The 19,232-nt window shown below is 70.2% G+C and carries 13 protein-coding genes and 1 riboswitch; of the genes, 5 read left to right on the forward strand and 8 right to left on the reverse strand.

All coding sequences use genetic code 11. The annotated features are described in order from the left end of the window. Window positions 1-9: 9 nt before the first annotated feature. The 3 genes from cydD to ACFV9H_RS06745 are packed head-to-tail and all read right to left on the reverse strand — an operon-like array spanning window position 10 to window position 6,100. Window positions 10-3,531, reverse strand: coding sequence for a thiol reductant ABC exporter subunit CydD (cydD, locus tag ACFV9H_RS06735; protein WP_385394250.1), 3,522 nt, complete (start codon window positions 3,529-3,531; stop codon window positions 10-12). A 43-nt stretch (window positions 3,532-3,574) separates the two neighbouring features. Further along, on the reverse strand, window positions 3,575-4,576 hold the full coding sequence (gene cydB / locus ACFV9H_RS06740) for a cytochrome d ubiquinol oxidase subunit II (RefSeq protein WP_385394253.1): 1,002 nt from the start codon (window positions 4,574-4,576) through the stop codon (window positions 3,575-3,577). An 18-nt stretch (window positions 4,577-4,594) separates the two neighbouring features. Further along, window positions 4,595-6,100: a cytochrome ubiquinol oxidase subunit I gene (locus ACFV9H_RS06745; RefSeq protein ID WP_385394256.1), complete on the reverse strand. Its 1,506-nt coding sequence runs from the start codon at window positions 6,098-6,100 to the stop codon at window positions 4,595-4,597. A gap of 189 nt (window positions 6,101-6,289) precedes the next feature. Between ACFV9H_RS06745 and ACFV9H_RS06750 the strand changes: the two genes are divergently transcribed. After that, window positions 6,290-6,658 carry a cyclophilin-like fold protein gene (locus tag ACFV9H_RS06750; RefSeq protein WP_329382250.1) on the forward strand — a complete coding sequence of 123 codons (369 nt, stop codon included), beginning with the start codon at window positions 6,290-6,292 and terminating at the stop codon, window positions 6,656-6,658. A gap of 16 nt (window positions 6,659-6,674) precedes the next feature. On the opposite strand, the gene hisC is transcribed toward ACFV9H_RS06750, so the two are convergent. Further along, window positions 6,675-7,754, reverse strand: a complete 1,080-nt coding sequence (gene hisC, locus ACFV9H_RS06755) for a histidinol-phosphate transaminase (protein WP_385394259.1) — start codon at window positions 7,752-7,754, stop codon at window positions 6,675-6,677. A 361-nt stretch (window positions 7,755-8,115) separates the two neighbouring features. Here hisC and ACFV9H_RS06760 point away from each other — a divergent pair, with 361 nt between their 5' ends. From ACFV9H_RS06760 to ACFV9H_RS06770, 3 genes are all read left to right on the forward strand, one after another. Continuing rightward, a complete protein-coding gene (locus ACFV9H_RS06760; RefSeq protein ID WP_030028209.1) occupies window positions 8,116-9,231 on the forward strand; it encodes a LacI family DNA-binding transcriptional regulator in 1,116 nt (371 codons plus the stop codon). A gap of 182 nt (window positions 9,232-9,413) precedes the next feature. Continuing rightward, window positions 9,414-10,688, forward strand: coding sequence for a metallophosphoesterase (locus ACFV9H_RS06765; protein WP_385394318.1), 1,275 nt, complete (start codon window positions 9,414-9,416; stop codon window positions 10,686-10,688). Window positions 10,689-10,836: 148 nt separating this feature from the next. Next, window positions 10,837-11,655 (forward strand): hypothetical protein, encoded by an 819-nt coding sequence (locus ACFV9H_RS06770; protein ID WP_385394262.1) that lies wholly within the window; start codon window positions 10,837-10,839, stop codon window positions 11,653-11,655. Window positions 11,656-11,715: 60 nt separating this feature from the next. Here the strand turns inward: ACFV9H_RS06770 and ACFV9H_RS06775 are convergent, their stop codons facing one another. Both ACFV9H_RS06775 and ACFV9H_RS06780 read right to left on the reverse strand, forming a co-directional pair. Continuing rightward, entirely contained in the window at window positions 11,716-12,681 is a 966-nt protein-coding gene (locus ACFV9H_RS06775; RefSeq protein WP_385394264.1) for a hypothetical protein, read from the reverse strand. Between the two features lie 256 nt (window positions 12,682-12,937). Further along, on the reverse strand, window positions 12,938-14,116 hold the full coding sequence (locus ACFV9H_RS06780) for a hypothetical protein (RefSeq protein ID WP_385394266.1): 1,179 nt from the start codon (window positions 14,114-14,116) through the stop codon (window positions 12,938-12,940). A 275-nt stretch (window positions 14,117-14,391) separates the two neighbouring features. On the opposite strand from ACFV9H_RS06780, the gene ACFV9H_RS06785 reads away from it, so the two are divergent. Then, window positions 14,392-15,483 carry a glycosyltransferase gene (locus ACFV9H_RS06785; RefSeq protein WP_385394321.1) on the forward strand — a complete coding sequence of 364 codons (1,092 nt, stop codon included), beginning with the start codon at window positions 14,392-14,394 and terminating at the stop codon, window positions 15,481-15,483. Between the two features lie 154 nt (window positions 15,484-15,637). On the opposite strand, the gene ACFV9H_RS06790 is transcribed toward ACFV9H_RS06785, so the two are convergent. After that, entirely contained in the window at window positions 15,638-15,982 is a 345-nt protein-coding gene (locus ACFV9H_RS06790; RefSeq protein WP_385394269.1) for a hypothetical protein, read from the reverse strand. 1,259 nt (window positions 15,983-17,241) lie between these two features. Beyond that, window positions 17,242-19,032 (reverse strand): phosphomethylpyrimidine synthase ThiC, encoded by a 1,791-nt coding sequence (gene thiC / locus ACFV9H_RS06795; protein WP_385394271.1) that lies wholly within the window; start codon window positions 19,030-19,032, stop codon window positions 17,242-17,244. Further along, a riboswitch (TPP riboswitch) is annotated at window positions 19,027-19,172 on the reverse strand. Its footprint overlaps the gene before it by 6 nt. Between the last annotated feature and the right edge of the window lie 60 nt (window positions 19,173-19,232).

A 19,232-nucleotide genomic window follows, 5' to 3' on the forward strand; every position in this document is an offset into this window, starting at 1 on the left:
TAGTACCCATTAGAGGGGAAAGTCGGCCAAAGTCCCGTCCGCTGCCCGTTCCCGCTCCAGCAGCCTGCGCAGCGGTCCCTCGGCGGCGGCCAGCTCCGCGTACGCGCCGCGCTGTACGACTTCCCCGCGATCCAGTACGAGCACCTCGTCGACCGCTTCCAGACCCGCCAGCCGGTGTGTGATCAGCACGGTCGTGCGGCCCTCGGTCGCGGCGAGCAGGTCCGCGGTCAGGGCGTCCGCCGTGGCCAGGTCGAGGTGTTCGGCCGGTTCGTCGAGGACCAGTACGGGGAAGTCGGCGAGCAGCGCCCGGGCCAGGGCCAGGCGCTGGCGCTGGCCGCCCGAGATCCGCTCCCCGTGTTCGCCGACCATCGTGTCCAGCCCTTCGGGCAGGCCGTCGGCCCACTCCAGCAGCCGGGCCGCGGACAGTGCCGCGCGCAGTTCCTCCTCGCTCGCCCCGGTCCGGGCGAGCCGCAGGTTCTCCCGGACGGAGCTGTCGAAGATGTGCGCGTCCTGGGCGCACAGGCCCACCAGCGCGCGTACGTCGTCGCCGTCGAGGGTGCGGGAGTCGCTCCCACCCAGGGTGTACGTGCCTTCGCGCGGGTCCAGGAACCGGAGCAGGACCTGGGCCAGGGTGGTCTTGCCGGAGCCCGAGGGGCCGACGACCGCGATGCGGCGGCCGGCCTCCAGGGTCAGGTCGAGCCCGCGCAGCGCGTCGCGTTCCTGGCCGGGGTGACGGGCGGCGAGCCCGGCGAGCCGCAGCGGGAACGGCGAGGCGGGTGCCGCGGCGGGCTGCTCCGGCTCGACGACCGGCACCGGCGCGTCGATGACCTCGTACAGCCGCTCGGCGCTGCGGCGCACCCTCTGGCGGTACCGGACGGCGAGCGGCAGGGCGGCGACCGCCTCGAAGGCGGCGAGCGGGGTCAGTACGGCAACGGCCATGGCCACCCCGGAGAGCCGTCCTTCCTGCACCGCGTTCGCGGCGAACGCCGAGGCGCCCACCACGGTCAGCCCGCACACCAGGGCGGACAGACCGTCACCGAGCCCGCTCGCGGCGGCGCCCCGCGCCGCGATCCGCGTCAGCAGGCCGTCGCTCTCGCGCGCCCGGCCCTTGCGGTCCTCCAGCGCGCCGGCCACGGTCAGCTCCGCGGTGCCAGTCAACAGATCGGCCACCCGGGTGGCGAGTTCGCCCCGGGCGGGTGCGAGCCTGCGCTCGGCGCGGCGGGCGCAGGCCCCGCTGACCAGCGGCACCCCGATGCCGGCGGCGAGCAGGCCGACGGCGAGCACCGCTCCCGCTTCGGGCAGCAGCCAGGCGGTGAAGGCGACGGAGCCGGTACCGACGAGCACCGCGGTGCCGACCGGCAGCAGCCGGCGCAGCCAGTAGTCCTGCAGCGCGTCGGCGTCGGCGACGAGGCGGGCCAGCAGGTCCCCGCGCCGGTGCTCGCGCAGCCCGGCGGGTGCGATGCGCTCCAGCCGCCGGTACACGGCGACCCGCAGGTCGGCGAGCATCCGCAGGACGGCGTCGTGCGAGACGAGCCGCTCGGCGTACCGGAACACGGCCCGGCCCATGCCGAAGGCCCGGGTGGCGGTGACGGCCACCATCAGGTAGAGCACGGGCGGCTGTTCGGAGGCCCGTGAGATCAGCCAGCCGGACACGGCCATCAGGCCGACGCTGCACCCGACGGCCAGCGCCCCGAGCAGCAGCCCGAGCCGGAACCGCCCCTGCCAGGCCTTGGCCGCGGCGCGGACCCGGGCGAGCGGGTTCTCCCCCTGCTTGCCCGCCGGGGCCTGTCCGGCGGGGACCGCGTCCTCGGCGTCCGGGGCGGAGTCCCGCCGTGGGTCCCGGGGGCCGAGCCCGGAAGTCTCGGCAGGCGTCGGGGTGGGGGACAGCCCGGCGGGGCGCACCTCCACGATCCGGTCGGCCAGCTCCAGCAGCGCCGGCCGGTGCACGACCAGCAGCACGGTCCGCCCCACGGCGAGCCGGCGCACGGCCTCCACGATCCCGGCCTCGGTCTCCCCGTCCAGGGCGGCGGTCGGCTCGTCCAGCAGCAGTACGGGACGGTCCGCGAGGAATGCCCGTGCCAGGGCGAGCCGCTGGCGCTGGCCTGCGGACAGGCCCGCACCCCCCTCACCCAGCAGGGTCTGCGTCCCCTGCGGCAGCGCGGACACGAACAACCACGCTCCGGCCTCCTCCAGTGCGGCTGCCACCTCGGCGTCCGTGGCCCCGGGCCGGGCCAGCCGTACGTTCTCCGCGATCGTCCCGGCGAACAGGTGCGGGCGCTGCGGCACCCACGCGATCCGCGACCGCCACTGCTCCGGCGCCAGTTCGGCCAGGTCCACGCCCGCCACCCGGACACGACCCGAGGTCGCCGGCACGAACCCGAGCAGCACTTGGAGCAGCGTGGACTTCCCGGCCCCGCTCGGGCCGGTGAGGGCCACGCACTCCCCCGGCTCGACGGTCAGCGAGACGGGGCCGGGCGAGTCCTCGCCCCGGCCGTCGTGGCGGACGGCGACTCCGTCGATCTCGATCCGCAGCGGAGCGCCGACCGGCAGCTCCGCCCCGCCGGCCGGAGCGGAGAGCGGGGTCTCCAGTACATCGAAGATCTCCTCCGCGGCAGCCAGCCCCTCGGCGGCCGCGTGGTACTGCGCGCCCACCTGCCGCAGCGGCAGGTAGGCCTCGGGCGCCAGGATCAGGATGACCAGCCCGGTGTAGAGGTCCAGGCCGCCGTGGACCAGCCGCATGCCGATGGTCACGGCCACCAGCGCCACCGACAGGGTGGCCAGCAGCTCCAGTGCGAAGGAGGAGAGGAAGGCGATGCGCAGGGTCCGCATCGTCGCGCGCCGGTAGTCGTCCGTGATCTTGCGGATCGATTCGGCCTGCGCCTTGGCCCGCCCGAACACCTTCAGGGTCGGCAGGCCGGCCACCACGTCGAGGAAGTGCCCCGACAGCCGCGACAGCAGCCGCCACTGGCGGTCCATCCGCGACTGGGTGGCCATGCCGATGAGGACCATGAACAGGGGGATCAGCGGCAGCGTGACCACGATGATGGCCGCCGACACCCAGTCCTCGGTGACGATGCGGGCGAGCACCGCCACCGGTACGACCACGGCGAGCCCCAGTTGGGGCAGGTAGCGGGAGAAGTAGTCGTCGAGGGCGTCCACGCCGCGGGTGGCGAGCGACACCAGCGAGCCGGTCCTCTGCCCGGTCAGCCAACCGGGCCCCAGGTCCGCGGCCCGCTCCAGGAGCCTGCCCCGCAGCTCCGACTTGACGGCCGCGCCGGCCCGGTGCGCGGCCAGTTCCGTCAGCCAGGCGACCAGGCCGCGCCCCAGCGCCACCGCCGCGAGCAGCAGCAGTGGCGTCCGGAGCGCTTGCCCGTCCAGCCCCTCCTCGAAGGCACCGACCACGATCTCGGCGATGAGCATCGCCTGACCGACGACCAGCCCCGCCCCGGCAACGCCCAGGGCCACCACCGCCCCCAGGAAGAGACGAGTGGCGCGGGCGTACCGGAGCAGGCGCGGGTCGATCGGTTTCACGTGAAACATCCCCCAAGGCAGGGTCGAGCAGGAGGGTCGGGCGTCAGTGCGCGTCGACGATGTGCTGCGTGCCGATGCGCTTGCGGAACACCCAGTAGGTCCAGCCCTGGTAGAGCAGGACGAGCGGGGTGGCCACGGCCGCGCACCAGGTCATGATCTTCAGGGTGTACGCGCTGGACGAGGCATTGGTGACCGTGAGGTTCCACGCGTCGTCCAGCGAGGAGGGCATGACGTTCGGGAAGAGCGTCAGGAAGAGCATCGCGACGGCCGCCGCGATGGTGACCCCGGACAGTGCGAACGACCAGCCCTCGCGCCCCACCTGGTTGAAGCCGAGGGCCCCGACCAGCGCGAGCACCGCGATGACCATGGCGATCAGGCTCTTGGCGTCACCGCGCGTGAACTGGGTCCAGGTCAGGAAGACCAGGGCCAGCACCGCGGTGGCCACACCCAGCCGGGTCGCGAGCCTGCGCGAGCGGCCCCGGATGTCACCGACCGTCTTGAGCGAGGCGAAGACCGCGCCGTGGAAGGTGAACAGGGTGAGGGTGACCAGGCCGCCGAGGATCGAGTAGGCGTTGAGCAGGTCGAGGAAGGTGCCGACGTACTCCTTGTGCTGGTCGATCTTCACGCCGCGCACGATGTTGGCGAAGGCCACGCCCCACAGGAACGCGGGGATCAGCGAGGTCCAGAAGATCGCGTGTTCCCAGTTGGTCTGCCAGCGCTCCTCGTCCCGCTTGTGCCGGTACTCGAAGGCCACACCGCGGACGATGAGGCAGCCCAGGATGAGCAGCAGCGGCAGGTAGAAGCCGGAGAAGAGGGTGGCGTACCAGTCGGGGAAGGCGGCGAAGGTCGCGCCGCCCGCGGTGAGCAGCCAGACCTCGTTGCCGTCCCAGACGGGTCCGATCGTGTTGATCAGGACCCGCTTCTCGGTGCGGTCGCGGGCGAGCAGCTTGGTCAGTACGCCGATTCCGAAGTCGAAGCCCTCCAGGAAGAAGTAGCCGATCCACAGAACGGCGATGAGTACGAACCAGACGTCGTGGAGTTGCATGGTGTGGTCTCCCCAGCCTCAGTACGAGAAGGCCATCGGCCGGTCGGCGTTCTTGTCGTCCCCGCCGATCTTGGTGGGCGGGTTGAGGTCGGCCTCGGTGAGCTCGGGCGGGCCGGCCTTGACGTACTTGACGAGGAGCTTGACCTCGATGACGGCGAGCGCGGCGTACAGCAGCGTGAAGCCGATCATGGACGTGAGGACCTCGCCCTGCGAGACGCCCGGCGAGACCGCGTCCCGGGTGCGCAGGACCCCGTAGACCACCCACGGCTGGCGGCCCATCTCGGTGAAGATCCAGCCCCAGGAGTTGGCGATGAGCGGGAAGCCCATCGTCCACAGCGCGACGACCCAGTACAGCTGCCCCCACTTGGGGCTCAGCGCCTGCTTGAAGAGGACCAGGTTCGGGACCTCATCCTCCGAGGTGCGCAGCCCCGGCGGCAGCATGAACTTCTTGCGGGTCAGCCAGAGCCCCAGCACGCCGATGCCCAGCGAGGCCATGCCGAAGCCGATCATCCAGCGGAAGCCCCAGTAGGCGACCGGGATGTTGGGCCGGTAGTCGCCGGGCCCGTACTTCTCCTGCTCGGCCTTGTTGACGTCGTTGATGCCCGGGACGAAGGAGCTGAAGTCGTCGTTCGCCAGGAAGGACAGCAGGCCGGGGATCTCTATCGCGACCTTGTTGTGGCCCTTGTCGACGTCGCCGTACGCGAAGATCGAGAAGGGTGCCGGCGCCTCGCCGTCCCAGAGCGCCTCGGCGGCGGCCATCTTCATCGGCTGCTGCTTGAACATCACCTTGCCGAGCAGGTCACCGCTGACGGCGGTGCCTGCACCGGCGATGATCATGACGACCAGGCCGAGCCGCAGCGAGGTCCGCATCACGGGGATGTGCTTCTTGCGCGCCAGGTGGAAGGCGGCGATGCCGACCATGAACGCGCCGCCGACCAGGAAGGCGGCCGTGATGGTGTGGAAGAACTGGGTGAGGGCGGTGTTCTGGGTGAGCACGTGCCAGAAGTCGGTGAGCTCGGCCCGCCCCCGCTCCTCGTTGATGCGGTACCCCACGGGGTGCTGCATCCAGGAATTCGCCGCCAGGATGAAGTAGGCGGACAGGACGGTGCCGATGGACACCATCCAGATGCAGGCCAGGTGGATCTTCTTCGGCAGCTTGTCCCAGCCGAAGATCCACAGGCCGATGAAGGTCGACTCGAAGAAGAAGGCGATCAGCGCCTCGAAGGCCAGCGGCGCTCCGAAGATGTCACCCACGAACCGCGAGTAGTCGGACCAGTTCATGCCGAACTGGAACTCCTGGACGATGCCGGTGACGACACCCATCGCGATATTGATCAAAAAGAGCTTTCCCCAGAACTTCGTCGCCCTGAGGTACTTCTCGTTCTCCGTACGCACCCACGCGGTCTGCAGGCCGGCCGTGAGGGCGGCGAGCGAGATCGTCAGTGGAACGAAGAGGAAGTGGTAGACGGTGGTAATGCCGAACTGCCAGCGCGCCAATGTCTCTGGCGCCAAAGCTAGGTCCACGTCGTCTTCTCCTTGTCGTCGCCGTGGTCACAGCCGCAGTCTGCCTGGCGGGTTCCCTCCATACCGGGAGGAAGCAGGACACGCTTGTGAACGCGTTCACATTCACAAGCATTATTGCGCACCGACTTTCGACCCTTCGCAGCGGGGGTCCTCTAGCCAACACATTCAACAAAATGTTGAATGTGTTGCATGAAGATTCGAATCTCCTGGCCCGCGGGCCTGCTCACCGCAACCCTCGACGAGACCCCGACCAGCAAGGCGCTGGCCGCGGCCCTTCCGATCTCCGCCTCCGCCAACACTTGGGGCGAGGAGGTCTACTTCGACACCGGCGTCTCCGTGGCCCTGGAAGACGACGCCCAGCAGGTCGTCGAGCCCGGCACGGTCGCGTTCTGGACCGAGGGCGACGCGCTCGCGCTGCCCTACGGCCCCACGCCCATCTCGCGCGGAGGCGAGAGCCGCCTGGCGAGCCCGTGCAACGTGCTCGGCTCGTTCGACGGCGACCCCCGCCTGCTGGCCACCGTCCGCGACGGCGACCCCATCCGCGTGGAACTGGTCTGACGACCTACAGCTCCGTCTACAGCTCCTTGAAGAACGCCTCCGCCGTGTGCAGGAAGAGGTCGTTCGCCTCGGGCTCGCCGATCGTGACCCGCAGGCCCTCGCCCGCGAAGGGCCGGACCACCACACCGGCCTTCTCGCAGGCCGCCGCGAAATCGACGGTCCGCTCCCCCAGCCGCATCCACACGAAGTTCGCCTGGGTGTCCGGCACCGTCCAGCCCTGAGCCAGCAGGGTCTCGTGGACCCGGGCGCGCTCGCCCACCAGCGCCCCGACGCGCCCCATCAGCTCGTCCTCGGCGCGCAGCGAGGCCACCGCCGCGTCCTGCGCGAGCTGGCTGACGCCGAACGGCACCGCCGTCTTGCGCAGCGCCGCGGCCACCGGCTCGTGCGCGATCGCGAAGCCGACGCGCAGACCGGCGAGCCCGTACGCCTTGGAGAACGTACGCAGCACGCACACGTTCGGCCGGTCGCGGTACAGCTCGACGCCGTCCGGCACGTCCGTGTCCCGCACGAACTCCCGGTAGGCCTCGTCCAGCACCACCAGGACGTCCGACGGCACCCGGTCCAGGAACCGCTCCAGCTCGGCGCGGCGCACCGCCGTACCGGTGGGGTTGTTCGGGTTGCAGACGAAGATCAGCCGGGTCCGCTCGGTGATCGCCTCGGCCATCGCGTCCAGGTCGTGCACGTCACCGTCGGTCAGCGGCACCTTCACGGAGGTCGCACCGGAGATCTGGGTGATGATCGGGTACGCCTCGAAGGAGCGCCAGGCGTAGATGACCTCGTCGCCCGGACCGGCCGTCGACTGGATCAGGGACTGGGCCACGCCCACCGAGCCGGTGCCGGTGGCCACGTGCTCGACCGGCACCCCGAACCGCTCCGCGATCTCGTTCACCAGGCCGGTGCACGCCATGTCGGGGTAGCGGTTGAAGTTGCCGGCCGCCGCGACCGCGCTCTCCAGCACCCCGTGCAGCGGCGGGTACGGATTCTCGTTCGAGGACAGCTTGTACGCGACGGCACCGCCCGCGGCAGCCGGCTTGCCGGGCTTGTATGTCGGAATGCCGTCCAGCTCGGCGCGCAGCTTCGGGCTCTTCTCGCTCACCGCAGGTCCTCCTCGACCATCCCGTACGACGTCGCCGTCGACTCAATACTGCTCACCTTATGAGGATTCCGCTCTTCCGAGAATGGGGGCGCCTGGAATGCGGGGGAGCGCGCGCATATATGCGCGCGCCGGTGGCCTGCGCCGTGGCGCGCATCCCTCGTGCAGGTGAGTTGAGACCGGCCCGAGACCTCACCGCCTTGGCATGCCCGGACCCGCCGACAAGCGGCACTCTCGCAATGCGCGCCCAAATACCTTCGTTTCCAAGGTCATTGGGGGTGGCGAAACATGCAGAATCGTGCCTGTCAACGGGTGCATATGCACCCGGGCCACCCGCCCCCCAGAGCCCTACTATCGGCTCGCCATGACAGCAGCAGGGAAGCATCAGGTGAGCCGGACCGAGACCACCCGGCGGGCCGCCGGCCGACAGGGCCGGGCCGGCATCAGGGACGTGGCCGCCGCGGCGGGCGTCTCCATCACAACCGTCTCCGACGCGCTCAATGGCAAGGGACGTCTGCCCGACGCCACCCGCCGCCACGTTCGCGAAGTGGCCGACCGCCTCGGCTACCGCCCGTCGGCCGCCGCCCGCACCCTCCGTACCGGCAAGTCGGGCCTCATCGGCCTGACCGTGACGACGTACGGGGATGAACCTTTCACCTTCACCGAATTCGCCTACTTCGCGGAGATGGCCAGGGCCGCCACCTCCGCCGCACTCGCCCGCGGCTACGCCCTCGTCATCCTCCCCGCCACCTCCCGGCACGACGTGTGGTCCAACGTCGCCCTGGACGGCACCGTCGTCATCGACCCCTCCGACCACGATCCCGTCGTCACCGAACTGGTCCGCCAAGGCCTGCCCGTGGTCTCCGACGGCCGCCCCGCAGGCTCCCTCCCCGTCACCGCCTGGGTCGACAACGACCACGAGGCCGCCGTACTCGGCCTGCTCGACCACCTCGCCGCCGCCGGCGCCCGCCGCATCGGGCTGCTCACCGGCACCACCACCGACACCTACACCCGGCTCTCCACGACCGCCTACCTCAACTGGTGCGAGCGCGTCGGCCAGGACCCCGTCTACGAGTCCTACCCCGCCCACGACCCCTGCGCGGGCGCGGTCGCCGCCGACCGGCTCCTCGCCCGCCCCGACCGGCCCGACGCCGTCTACGGCCTCTTCGACCCCAACGGCACCGACCTGCTCGCCGCCGCCCGGCGCTACGGCCTGCGCGTCCCCGAGGACCTGCTGCTCGTCTGCTGCAGCGAGTCCACCGTGTACGCCAACACCGAACCGCCGATCACCACGCTCTCCCTCAAACCCCGCCGCATCGGCACCGCGGTGGTGCAGCTCCTCATCGACGCCATCGAGGGAGTGGACACCGGACGACCCGTGGAACAGGTCGTTCCGACCGAGCTCATCATCCGTACCTCGTCACAGCGCAGGCAGCCCCGTACGACCGTCAGCCCGCCCCGTTCACCGGCACAGGACTGACCACCGAGCAGTTCAGGAACGCCCATTTCGGGAGAAAGCAGCAGGAACGACGGGTTCCGCGCAGGATTCACCACCCCTGGTGCGTCACAGAGCGCGAGCCGCATTCCTATGATGGGCGCACGACATCACGGACCCTCCTCCCCGGAGGTCAGGAGGGTCCGCAGGTGTACGGCAGCGCGACGGTGGTGGAGGGGTCGATGACTCAGGGGGCCGGTCAGGGACCCGCGATGCGGACGGAGACGCTGCGGGACTTCCGGGTGCCGGTCGACGAACCGGTCACCGAGCCCGCCCCGTACGCCGTGTCCGCCGGGATTCCCGGCGAGACCCCCGTGTACGGCGAGTACCCCGCGTACTACGCCGACGGCGGCGTCGAACCCTACGCCGAGACGTACGCCGAGCCGTACGCCGAGCCCTACGCGGAGACGTACTCCAAGCCCTACGCCGAACCGGCGGCGGGCCCCGTCGTCACGAGCCGGGCCCCCGAAGAGCCCGAGGACGCGGACGAGAACGAGGACCCCGAGGGCTACACCCCCACCTTCCGCGACCTGCCCGTCATCGGCCGCGGCGCACTCGGCGGCCCCGGCGACACCGTCCAGGTCCAGTACGTCCCCCAGGACGACCAGACCGCCGGCCCCGGACCGCTCTACGTGGTCGGAGACGTCCACGGCTACCTCGACGAACTCGTCGCCGAGCTCCAGGCCCAGCGCCTGATCGACGCGGACTGCCGCTGGTCCGCCGGAAACGCACGGCTCTGGTTCCTCGGCGACTTCACCGACCGCGGCCCCGACGGCATCGGCGTCATCGACCTCGTCATGCGGCTCTCCGCCGAGGCCGCCGCCGCCGGCGGCTACTGCAAGGCCCTCATGGGCAACCACGAGCTGCTGCTCATCGGCGCCAAGCGGTTCGGCGACACCCCCGTCGTCTCCGGCGCCGGCACCGCGACCTTCCAGGCCGCCTGGCTCCTCAACGGCGGCCAGCGCACCGACATGGAACGCCTCCAGGACGTGCACCTGCAGTGGATGTCCCGCCTCGACGCGGCCGTCCTGGTGGAGGACCACCTCCTGCTGCACTCCGACACCACGGCCTACCTCGACTACGGCGACTCCATCGAGGACGTCAACGACACCATCCACGAGCTGCTCAACCGCGGCGACGCCGACATCACCTGGGACCTCTTCCGCAAGTTCACCAAGCGGTTCGCCTTCCGCGACGAGGAGACCGGCCCGCAGGCCGTGCGCGAACTCCTCGGCATGTACGGCGGCAGCCGCGTCGTACACGGCCACAGCCCCATCCCCTACCTGCTCGGCGAAGTGGGCACCGAGGACGGCGACGAGGCACGCGGCCCGGAGGCCGTCGACGGCCCGCACGTGTACGCGGAAGGCCTCGCCATCGCGATGGACGGCGGGGTCACGATGGCGGGCAAGCTGCTCGTCGTACAACTTCCCCTGAACGACTGAGGGTTCCCTCAGCGGGGTATTTCCGGAAAGCCCCTGTCAACCTGCGGCGTGGGCGCTCTACCATCGCTCTATCCGTAGCAGGCTCTCCTCCGTTTGTGCCGGCGCCCGGGTCTACGCGGGCATACCGGCTTGTACGGAGCATCGGGGGATGCACATGACCAGCGCTCCGCACCTGCTGACCGAAGACCGACCGGAGTTCGATCGGCTCCTCGACGAGGCGCTGCGCACCGCGCACGAACGGCCCGAGCTGGCCACGCTCGGCGAACGGCTCAACGCCGAACAGCTGCGCACCATGGCCCTCGGGGCCCGCGCGCTGCTCACGGCCGCGGCCGCGGCCGAGTACGACCACTACGTGAAGATCCGCGAGGAACAGCGCGACGAGATACTGTCCACCCCCGGAACTTCGGGGGACGAGAGCGGCGAGCAGGACAGCGGCGGCGTGGGCGTGGGCGTCAGCGCCGTGGTCGCGGTCCTCGCGCCGGTCCTGGCGGGCACCGCCATGCTGATCTTCCTGCTCGTGGGCTACAGCCTGAAGATGGTCGAGCCCGAACCGGCCTTCGCCGAGACGATGCTGACGGCCGGTTGGCTCTTCGGCGCGCTCACCGCGGCGGCGTTGCTCTTCGCCGTGATCGGGCTGCTGGTGACGGCCGTGCGCAACAGCGCGACCGAGGTGGGCGCGGACGAGACCGAGGCGATACCGGACGAGGTCGCACGGGCCCGGGAGGCCTGGCGCAACGCCCTGCTGGAACGGGGAATCATGCCGTTCCTGCGGGACGCGCTGGCCGACCCGAGCGCGGCCCCGGGCCTCCCGGGGCCCCGCAGGCGAGGGGGCCGCATGCCCGAACTCGGCTACACGGCCCCTGATTTCACCAGCCCGGGGACCCCCAACGAGGGTCCCCGGCCGGGTTATTCGTCACCGGACTTCACCAGCCCGGACTTCGGCGGCCCGGAGCGCGGGCCGGAGTGAGTCCGGCGTGCTCCGGGCCGCGTGGGTCAGTGCTGTGTCACTGCGTTGGTTCCTGCCGCGTCAGCCGCGCTTGATTCCCTTCGGGACGTCCAGCTGCGAGGCCGAGTGCTGCTCCTTGACCGCGGAGCGGGCCAGGGGGACGACACCGCTCGGGCCCGGAATCCTCTGGGTCCAGGGACCCGCGCCGTTGTCCTGCGGCACATTGGGATCGTCCGTGCAGTCGAGCTCGAAGGTGCGCGGCGTATTGGGGTCGTTCTCGCTGACGACGAAGCAGAGCGTCTCCCAGAGCTCATTGGACTCGGTCAGCACCTGGACCGAAATGTTGCCCGCCTGGTGGGCGACGGAGATCCCACAGGCGTCATCCGGGTAGTTCGTGTGCGGGGGGTTGATGGTGAGGTTGTGCCAGCTGAACTCGGTGGTGTTGGGGCCGTTGAACGAGCCCTGGGTGTCGCGGATACCGACGAAGGCGGTGCGGTCCGCCGTCAGAGCGGCCTTGACCTCCCAGGCGTTGTTGTCCGCGATGGCGTCGACGTCCACACACCGCGCCGTACCGGTCGCACCCGTGGCACCCGTTGCGCCCGTGGCACCGGTCGCACCCGTCGCGCCCGTCGCGCCCGTGGCACCGGTCGCGCCCGTGCCCGTCGCACCCGTCGCACCCGTCGCGCCGGTCGCGCCCGTGGCACCCGTGGCACCCGTCGCACCCGTCGCACCCGTCGCACCCGTCGCACCGGTCGCGCCCGTCGCGCCCTTCTTGCCCTTGTCGCACTCGTCGTCGCCGATGGGCCCCGCCTCGGTGTGCGCCGCCTTCGGCTTGTAGTGCGGCTTGTGGTCCCTGCAGTGGTCCCCACCCGAGGCCCTGGCCGCCGTGACCGCCTCCGCCGCCTGGACGGTCTGCCCCGCGGCGAGCGCGGGGCTGGCGACTCCCATCATGACCAGGGCCAGCGATGCGAGGGTTCCGCCGCCCAGCCAGCTGTTCCGCCTGGGCAGCGGGCCGAGGGTTGACCTGGTCTTGTTTTCGGGGCTCATGTACGCCGCTCCTTCTCGAATACGGATCGAACGATGTGGGATGGGGCCTTGGGCACCACCTCGGTCATCGTGAAGGTCCCGGTCTCATGAGGCGCGACGCCTCGCGGTCATATCAACGGATCGGAGCAGTGACTCGGCCCCAATGGCCGCTTTCGCGGAGCCCCGGCCGGAGTAGAGGGACGCCCGGAAGCGCGTGTGCCGTGCCCGGCGCGGCCGGGCACGGCACAGTGTTCAGATCAGCACGTGGCCGAGGGGATCATCCCTTCTTCTTGGGCAGCTGGCTGCTGCCCTTGTGGAGGCCCTTGGCGGGCCCGCTCGGCCTGATGTTGCGGAGGTCGGGGTGAACCCGGTTCATCAGTACCGTGTTCGGGCCGGTGTCGCCCGGGGCCGGGTGCCCTGGGGTCAGCAGCGTCCATTGCTCGTTGCAGTCGAGGACCCGGGTGTTGGCGTCGAACGGCGGCGGCGGGTCCCCTCCGAGGGTGTCGATCGCACACCTGGTCTCGTACACCGCCCCGTCCTCGGTGAGCACCTGGATCGAGATGCCGTCGGCCGACTGGGTCTGCGAGGCGATGGAGATGGCGCAGGCATTGTCGGGGAAGGCCACGGCAGGGGGGACGGGGGGCGTGTCGGTTAGGTCGTACCAGATGAACTCGCTCGGGCTCGGCTGGAGGTTCCGGATACCGGCATACGCGACGCCGCCGGTCAGTACGGCCTTGACCTCCTCGCTGCCGCTGGGCTTGTAGGCGTCGACGTCACTGCAGACGGACTCGCCCGTCGCACCGGTCGCACCCGTGGCACCGGTCGCACCGGTCGCACCCGTGGCACCGGTCGCACCGGTCGCACCCGTGGCACCGGTGGCGCCGGTCGCACCCGTGCCGGTGGCGCCGGTCGCACCCGTGGCACCCGTCGCGCCGGTGGCACCGGTCGCACCCGTCGCGCCGGTCGAACCCGTGCCCGTGCCCGTGGCGCCGGTCGCACCCGTGGCACCCGTCGCACCGGTCGCACCGGTCGCACCCGTGCCGGTGGCGCCCGTCGCACCGGTGGCGCCCGTGGCGCCGGTCGCACCCGTCGCACCGGTGGCGCCCGTGGCACCGGTCGCACCCGGCTTGCCCTTGTCGTCGCACTTGTCGTCGCCGTGCGGACCGTCGAGCCAGGCGTCGGCGCCCCACGAGTAGTCCTCGCCCGGGTAGCCGTGGTCGTCGCCCGGTCGGCCGTGGTCGTCGCCGGGCCGACCGTGGTCCTCGCAGTGGTCGTCCTTCGGGGGGTTCACCGCCTTGACCGTCTGGGCGGTCTGGATGGTCTGCCCCACGGCGAGCGCGGGGGTGACGACTCCCATCAAAACCAGGGCAAGCGAGGCGAGGGTTCCGCCGGTCACCAGACCGCTCCGCCGGGGCAGAGGGCCGAGGGTTGACCTGGTCTTGTTCTCGGGACTCATATACGCCGCTCCTTCTAGAACCGGATCGAACGATGCGTGGTGGCCTTTTTCGGGCCACCTCGGTCATCGTGAGGATCGCGGTCACAAGCTGTGGGACGCCTCGCAAAGAGATCAACGGATTGGCCCAGTGATACGCCTCCGAATGGCGCCTTTCTCGTATTGCGGTCACGCTTCCTTGCATGGCATTGCACGGATCCCTACCGTCAACGTGCGACTTGCGGGCACTTTCATCACCACACTGGATGGGATCCATGAAAGCAACAGTCTGCTTGAACATGATCGTAAAAAACGAGGCCCCGGTGATCCGGAAGTGCCTGGAGTCGGTGCGCCCCTTGATCGACACATGGGTGATCGTGGATACGGGCTCGACCGACGGAACTCAAGAGATTATCCGAGAATTCTTCAGCGACCTGCCCGGCGTCCTGCACGAGCGGCCGTGGAAGGGTTTCGACGGCAGCCGTAGCGAGGCCATCGACCTCGCGCGCTCCAGCGCGGACTACCTGCTGTTCATCGACGCCGACGACGTGATGGAGGTACCTCCCGGCTTTCACATGCCGGACCTGACCCGCGACCTGTACAGGATCGCAATTCACCACGCCCCCATCATTCACTGGCGGCCCGCACTGGTATCGACCCGATTGCCGTGGCGATATGTCGGTGTACTCCACGAGTACCTGGACTGCGAATCGAACCAGTTCAGCAGCGGAGTCCTCGAAGGCATCAACATGCTCATCGTCGGCGGCGGGGCACGCCTCAGAGATGGAGGCGAACGGCAGAAATATCTGCGCGACGCGAAGGTTCTGGAAGAGGGCCTCCGCAAGGAACCGGGAAATGCCCGCTACGCGTTTTACCTCGCCCAGAGCTGGCGCGACGCGGGAGAACCGGAGAAGTCCCTCGCCGCCTACGACCTCCGGTCGGGCATGGGCGGATTCGCCGAGGAGGCCTTCTGCTCCCAGCTCTACGCGGCCCGGCTCGCGGCGAGCCTGGACAGGTCGCCGGCCGAGGTGACGGACCGTTTCCTCCGTGCACACGAGAGCCGCCCGTCGCGCGCCGAGGCGCTCGGCAGTCTCGCCCGCATCTGCCGCCAGCAGAGCCGCTTCCCGCTGGCGCACATGTTCGCCCGGCAGGCAGCGGCGATCCCCCGCCCGGACGACATCCTGTTCGTCGAGTTCGACTGGTACGAATGGCGCGCGCTCGACGAACTCGCGGTGGCCGCCTACTGGGTCGGCGAGTACCGGGAGTCGGCCGATTGCTGCGAACGCCTCCTGCAGTCGGGCAAGCTCCCCGCCGACCAGCTCGACCGGGTCTCCGCCAACCTCGACTTCGCCCGGCGCAAGCTGGACCCGCAGTATCAGGTGGTCGCCTGACCTCCGCTCCCCGCACGCGACAGAGGGCGCCGCCCCGGCCGACAGGCCGAGGAGCGGCGCCCTCCGATCGTTACGCCGGGCCGTCGCATCGGCCGGGCGGACCCGGGCGGCTACCCGAGCCCGGATACGCCTGCCGGAACGGGAACGGGCTTCCCTAGAGGAGGCGGTTCCGGGACGCTCCGCGCATCGGGTCTCCCTTGAACTGCTTGCCCCGGAGGGCTGGGGGAGTCGGGGCGGGGGTCAGTTCGGTCCACCTCTCGTTCCAGGTGAAGTCGTTGCCGTTGGTGTCACCGTGTGTCTGGTAGACCTTGCCGTCCGTCGTCACGACCTGGATGTAGGAGTCGCCACCCTGCCCGAGGAACGTGATGCCGCATGCCTTGCCGAACGGGAATCCCGGGTTGTCTGCGTTCGTGATGTCCTGCCAGACGGGCACACCTCCGGTCGTGGTCGCACGGCCGGCGTAGGCGATGCCGTTCGTGAGAGCGGCACTGTGCGACACGTTGTTCGAAGGCGCGTAGCTGTCGATGTCGTCACAGGGCCCGGTACCCGTAGTACCGGTGGCGCCCGTAGCGCCCGTGGCCCCGGTCGCACCCGTGGCACCCGTGGCGCCAGTAGCACCGGTGGCACCCGTCGCGCCAGTAGCACCGGTGGCACCCGTCGCGCCTGTGACACCAGTCGCACCCGTCGCACCGGTAGCGCCCGTCGCACCGGTCGCGCCTGTCGCACCGGTCGTGCCTGTGACACCCGTCGCACCGGTACTGCCCGTCGCACCGGTCGCGCCTGTGACACCCGTGGCGCCGGTGGCACCCGTGGCGCCGGTCGCACCCGTGGCGCCGGTCGCACCGGTCGCGCCCCTCGCACCGGTCGTGCCTGTGACACCCGTGGCGCCGGTGGCACCCGTGGCGCCGGTCGCACCAGTAGTGCCCGTATCGCCCGTCACACCGGTGGCACCGGTCGCACCAGTTACACCCGTGGCACCCGTCGAACCCGTCGCACCCGTCGCACCCGTGATGCCGGTGGCACCTGTCGCGCCGCTCGCACCCGTGGCACCAGTCGCGCCAGTCGCCCCATCGGTGCCGTCAGCGCCCGTCGCGCCCGTCGCGCCCGTCGCGCCATCCGTACCCGGAACACCCGTGGCACCCGTCGCGCCCGTTGTACCCGTCGCGCCCGTCGCGCCCGTCGGCCCCGGCCTGCCCTGCTCGCACTTGTCGTCGCCGTCGGGCCCGGCCTCGAGGCCAGCTGTCTTCGGCTCGTCGTCAGGATCGTGGTCCGGGTGGTGGTCCGGGTGGTGGTGATGCCCGTTCGGCTCGCAGGAGTCCCCACCCGTGGGGCTCGCCGCGTTCACTCGCTCGGCCGCCCGAATGCTCTGCACAACGGCGAAGGCAGGACTGGCGACTCCCATCATGACCAGGGCAAGCGACGCCAGGGTGCCCCCCGTCAGCCATCTGCTCCTTCTCGGCAGCGGTCCAAGCGTCGTTGACCTGGTCCTGTGCTCGGGGCTCATAGCACTCCTACTCGACACCGATCGAACGATGTGTGGTGGGCCTCTCTGGCCACATCGGTCAGCGTGGGAAGCGCTGACGCGGGTGGCGGGACACCTCGCAGACAAGTCCTCTTATCGGACTAGCGATGCGACACCAACAGCTGCTTTGACGGACGAGTGGGAGCGGAGCCTGCTGCGGAAAAGGCACAGCGTTCCTGAACGCAGACGACCGGCGACTCCCCCCAAGGTGTCGCCGGTCGTCTCGCTGATGCAGGTCAGTCGGCCAGCGGCAGATAGACCCGGTTGCCCGAGGCCGCGAACTCGGCGGACTTCTCCGCCATGCCCGCCTGGATCTCCTCGGCCTTCAGGTCACCGCCGTGCTCACGGCGGATGTCCTGCGAGATCTTCATCGAGCAGAACTTCGGACCGCACATGGAGCAGAAGTGCGCGGTCTTGGCCGGCTCCGCGGGAAGGGTCTCGTCGTGGAACTCGCGGGCCGTGTCCGGGTCGAGGGCCAGGTTGAACTGGTCCTCCCAGCGGAACTCGAACCGCGCGTCCGACAGGGCGTCGTCCCACTCCTGGGCGCCCGGGTGCCCCTTGGCCAGGTCCGCGGCGTGCGCCGCGATCTTGTACGTGATGACGCCGGTCTTCACGTCGTCCCGGTTGGGCAGGCCCAGGTGCTCCTTGGGCGTCACGTAGCAGAGCATCGCGGTGCCCCACCAGGCGATCATCGCGGCGCCGATGCCCGAGGTGATGTGGTCGTACGCGGGCGCGACGTCCGTGGTCAGCGGGCCGAGCGTGTAGAACGGCGCCTCCTCGCAGATCTCCTGCTGGAGGTCGATGTTCTCCTTGATCTTGTGCATCGGGACGTGGCCCGGGCCCTCGATCATGGTCTGGACGTTGTGCCGCTTGGCGATCGTGTTCAGTTCGCCGAGCGTCTTCAGCTCCGCGAACTGCGCCGCGTCGTTGGCGTCCGCGATCGAACCGGGGCGCAGGCCGTCACCGAGCGAGTACGTGACGTCGTACGTCGCGAGGATCTCGCAGAGCTCCTCGAAGTTCGTGTAGAGGAAGTTCTCCTTGTGGTGCGCCAGGCACCACGCGGCCATGATCGAGCCACCGCGCGAGACGATGCCGGTCTTGCGGCGGGCGGTCAGCGGCACGTACGGGAGCAGCACGCCGGCGTGGACCGTCATGTAGTCGACGCCCTGCTCGGCCTGCTCGATGACCGTGTCCTTGTAGATCTCCCAGGTCAGGTCCTCGGCGCGGCCGTCGACCTTCTCCAGCGCCTGGTACAGCGGCACGGTGCCGATCGGCACGGGGGAGTTGCGCAGGACCCACTCACGAGTGGTGTGGATGTTGCGGCCCGTGGACAGGTCCATGACCGTGTCGGCGCCCCACTTGGTCGCCCAGGTCATCTTGTCGACCTCCTCCTCGATGGAGGAGGTGACCGCGGAGTTGCCGATGTTGGCGTTGACCTTCACCAGGAACCGCTTACCGATGATCATCGGCTCGATCTCGGGGTGGTTCACGTTGGCCGGAAGCACCGCCCGACCTGCGGCGATCTCCTCGCGAACCACCTCGGGGGAGACGTTCTCGCGGATCGCGACGTACTCCATCTCCGGGGTGATCTCGCCGCGACGGGCGTACGCGAGCTGCGTGACCGCCGCGCCGCCGCGGCCCCGGCGGGGCTGGCGGGGACGGCCCGGGAAGACCGCGTCGAGGTTCTTGAGGCCACCGCGCGGCGAGGTGTGCTTGATGCCGTCGTCCTCGGGGCGCACGGGGCGGCCCGCGTACTCCTCGGTGTCGCCGCGGCCGATGATCCAGTTCTCGCGCAGCGGGGGCAGGCCCCGCCGCACGTCGGTCTCGATCTGCGGGTCGGTGTACGGACCGGACGTGTCGTAGAGCGTCACGTCCTTGCCGTTGGTGAGGTGGACCTGCCGGACCGGCACCCGGATGTCGGGGCGGGAGCCCGCCAGGTATCCCTTGTGCCAGCCGGGCTGGCGCTCGGTCTGGCCGTCGGTGTCCTGGCTGACGGCAGGCGTGCGTGCGTCGTCCTGAATGGTCATGAGACCTGATCTCCCTACGCCGGCATTACCCGGTAACAGGTTCGGCGGTCGACGCAGCCTCTTCCCGTACGCATTTGTGATGCGCGTACGGTGATCAGCGCCCTCTCAGCCCGGTGCTCCGAGCTCCCGCGTTGTGCAAAGTAGCCCCCACGCTAGCGTCATCCATGGCGTGCTGAACAGTGGGCCCCCCTCATCTCTTG

Origin of the sequence: Streptomyces sp. NPDC059874 (assembly GCF_042731135.1) — a bacterium.
Classification (GTDB): domain Bacteria; phylum Actinomycetota; class Actinomycetes; order Streptomycetales; family Streptomycetaceae; genus Streptomyces.

Coding starts and splice junctions, on each gene's coding strand:
- cydB (WP_385394253.1), bottom strand. CDS start 4,576: ATGCAACTCCACGACGTCTGGTTCGTACTCATCGCCGTTCTGTGGATC.
- ACFV9H_RS06750 (WP_329382250.1), top strand. CDS start 6,290: ATGAAGATTCGAATCTCCTGGCCCGCGGGCCTGCTCACCGCAACCCTC.
- ACFV9H_RS06760 (WP_030028209.1), top strand. CDS start 8,116: ATGACAGCAGCAGGGAAGCATCAGGTGAGCCGGACCGAGACCACCCGG.
- ACFV9H_RS06770 (WP_385394262.1), top strand. CDS start 10,837: ATGCACATGACCAGCGCTCCGCACCTGCTGACCGAAGACCGACCGGAG.
- ACFV9H_RS06775 (WP_385394264.1), bottom strand. CDS start 12,681: ATGAGCCCCGAAAACAAGACCAGGTCAACCCTCGGCCCGCTGCCCAGG.
- ACFV9H_RS06780 (WP_385394266.1), bottom strand. CDS start 14,116: ATGAGTCCCGAGAACAAGACCAGGTCAACCCTCGGCCCTCTGCCCCGG.
- ACFV9H_RS06785 (WP_385394321.1), top strand. CDS start 14,392: ATGATCGTAAAAAACGAGGCCCCGGTGATCCGGAAGTGCCTGGAGTCG.
- thiC (WP_385394271.1), bottom strand. CDS start 19,032: ATGACCATTCAGGACGACGCACGCACGCCTGCCGTCAGCCAGGACACC.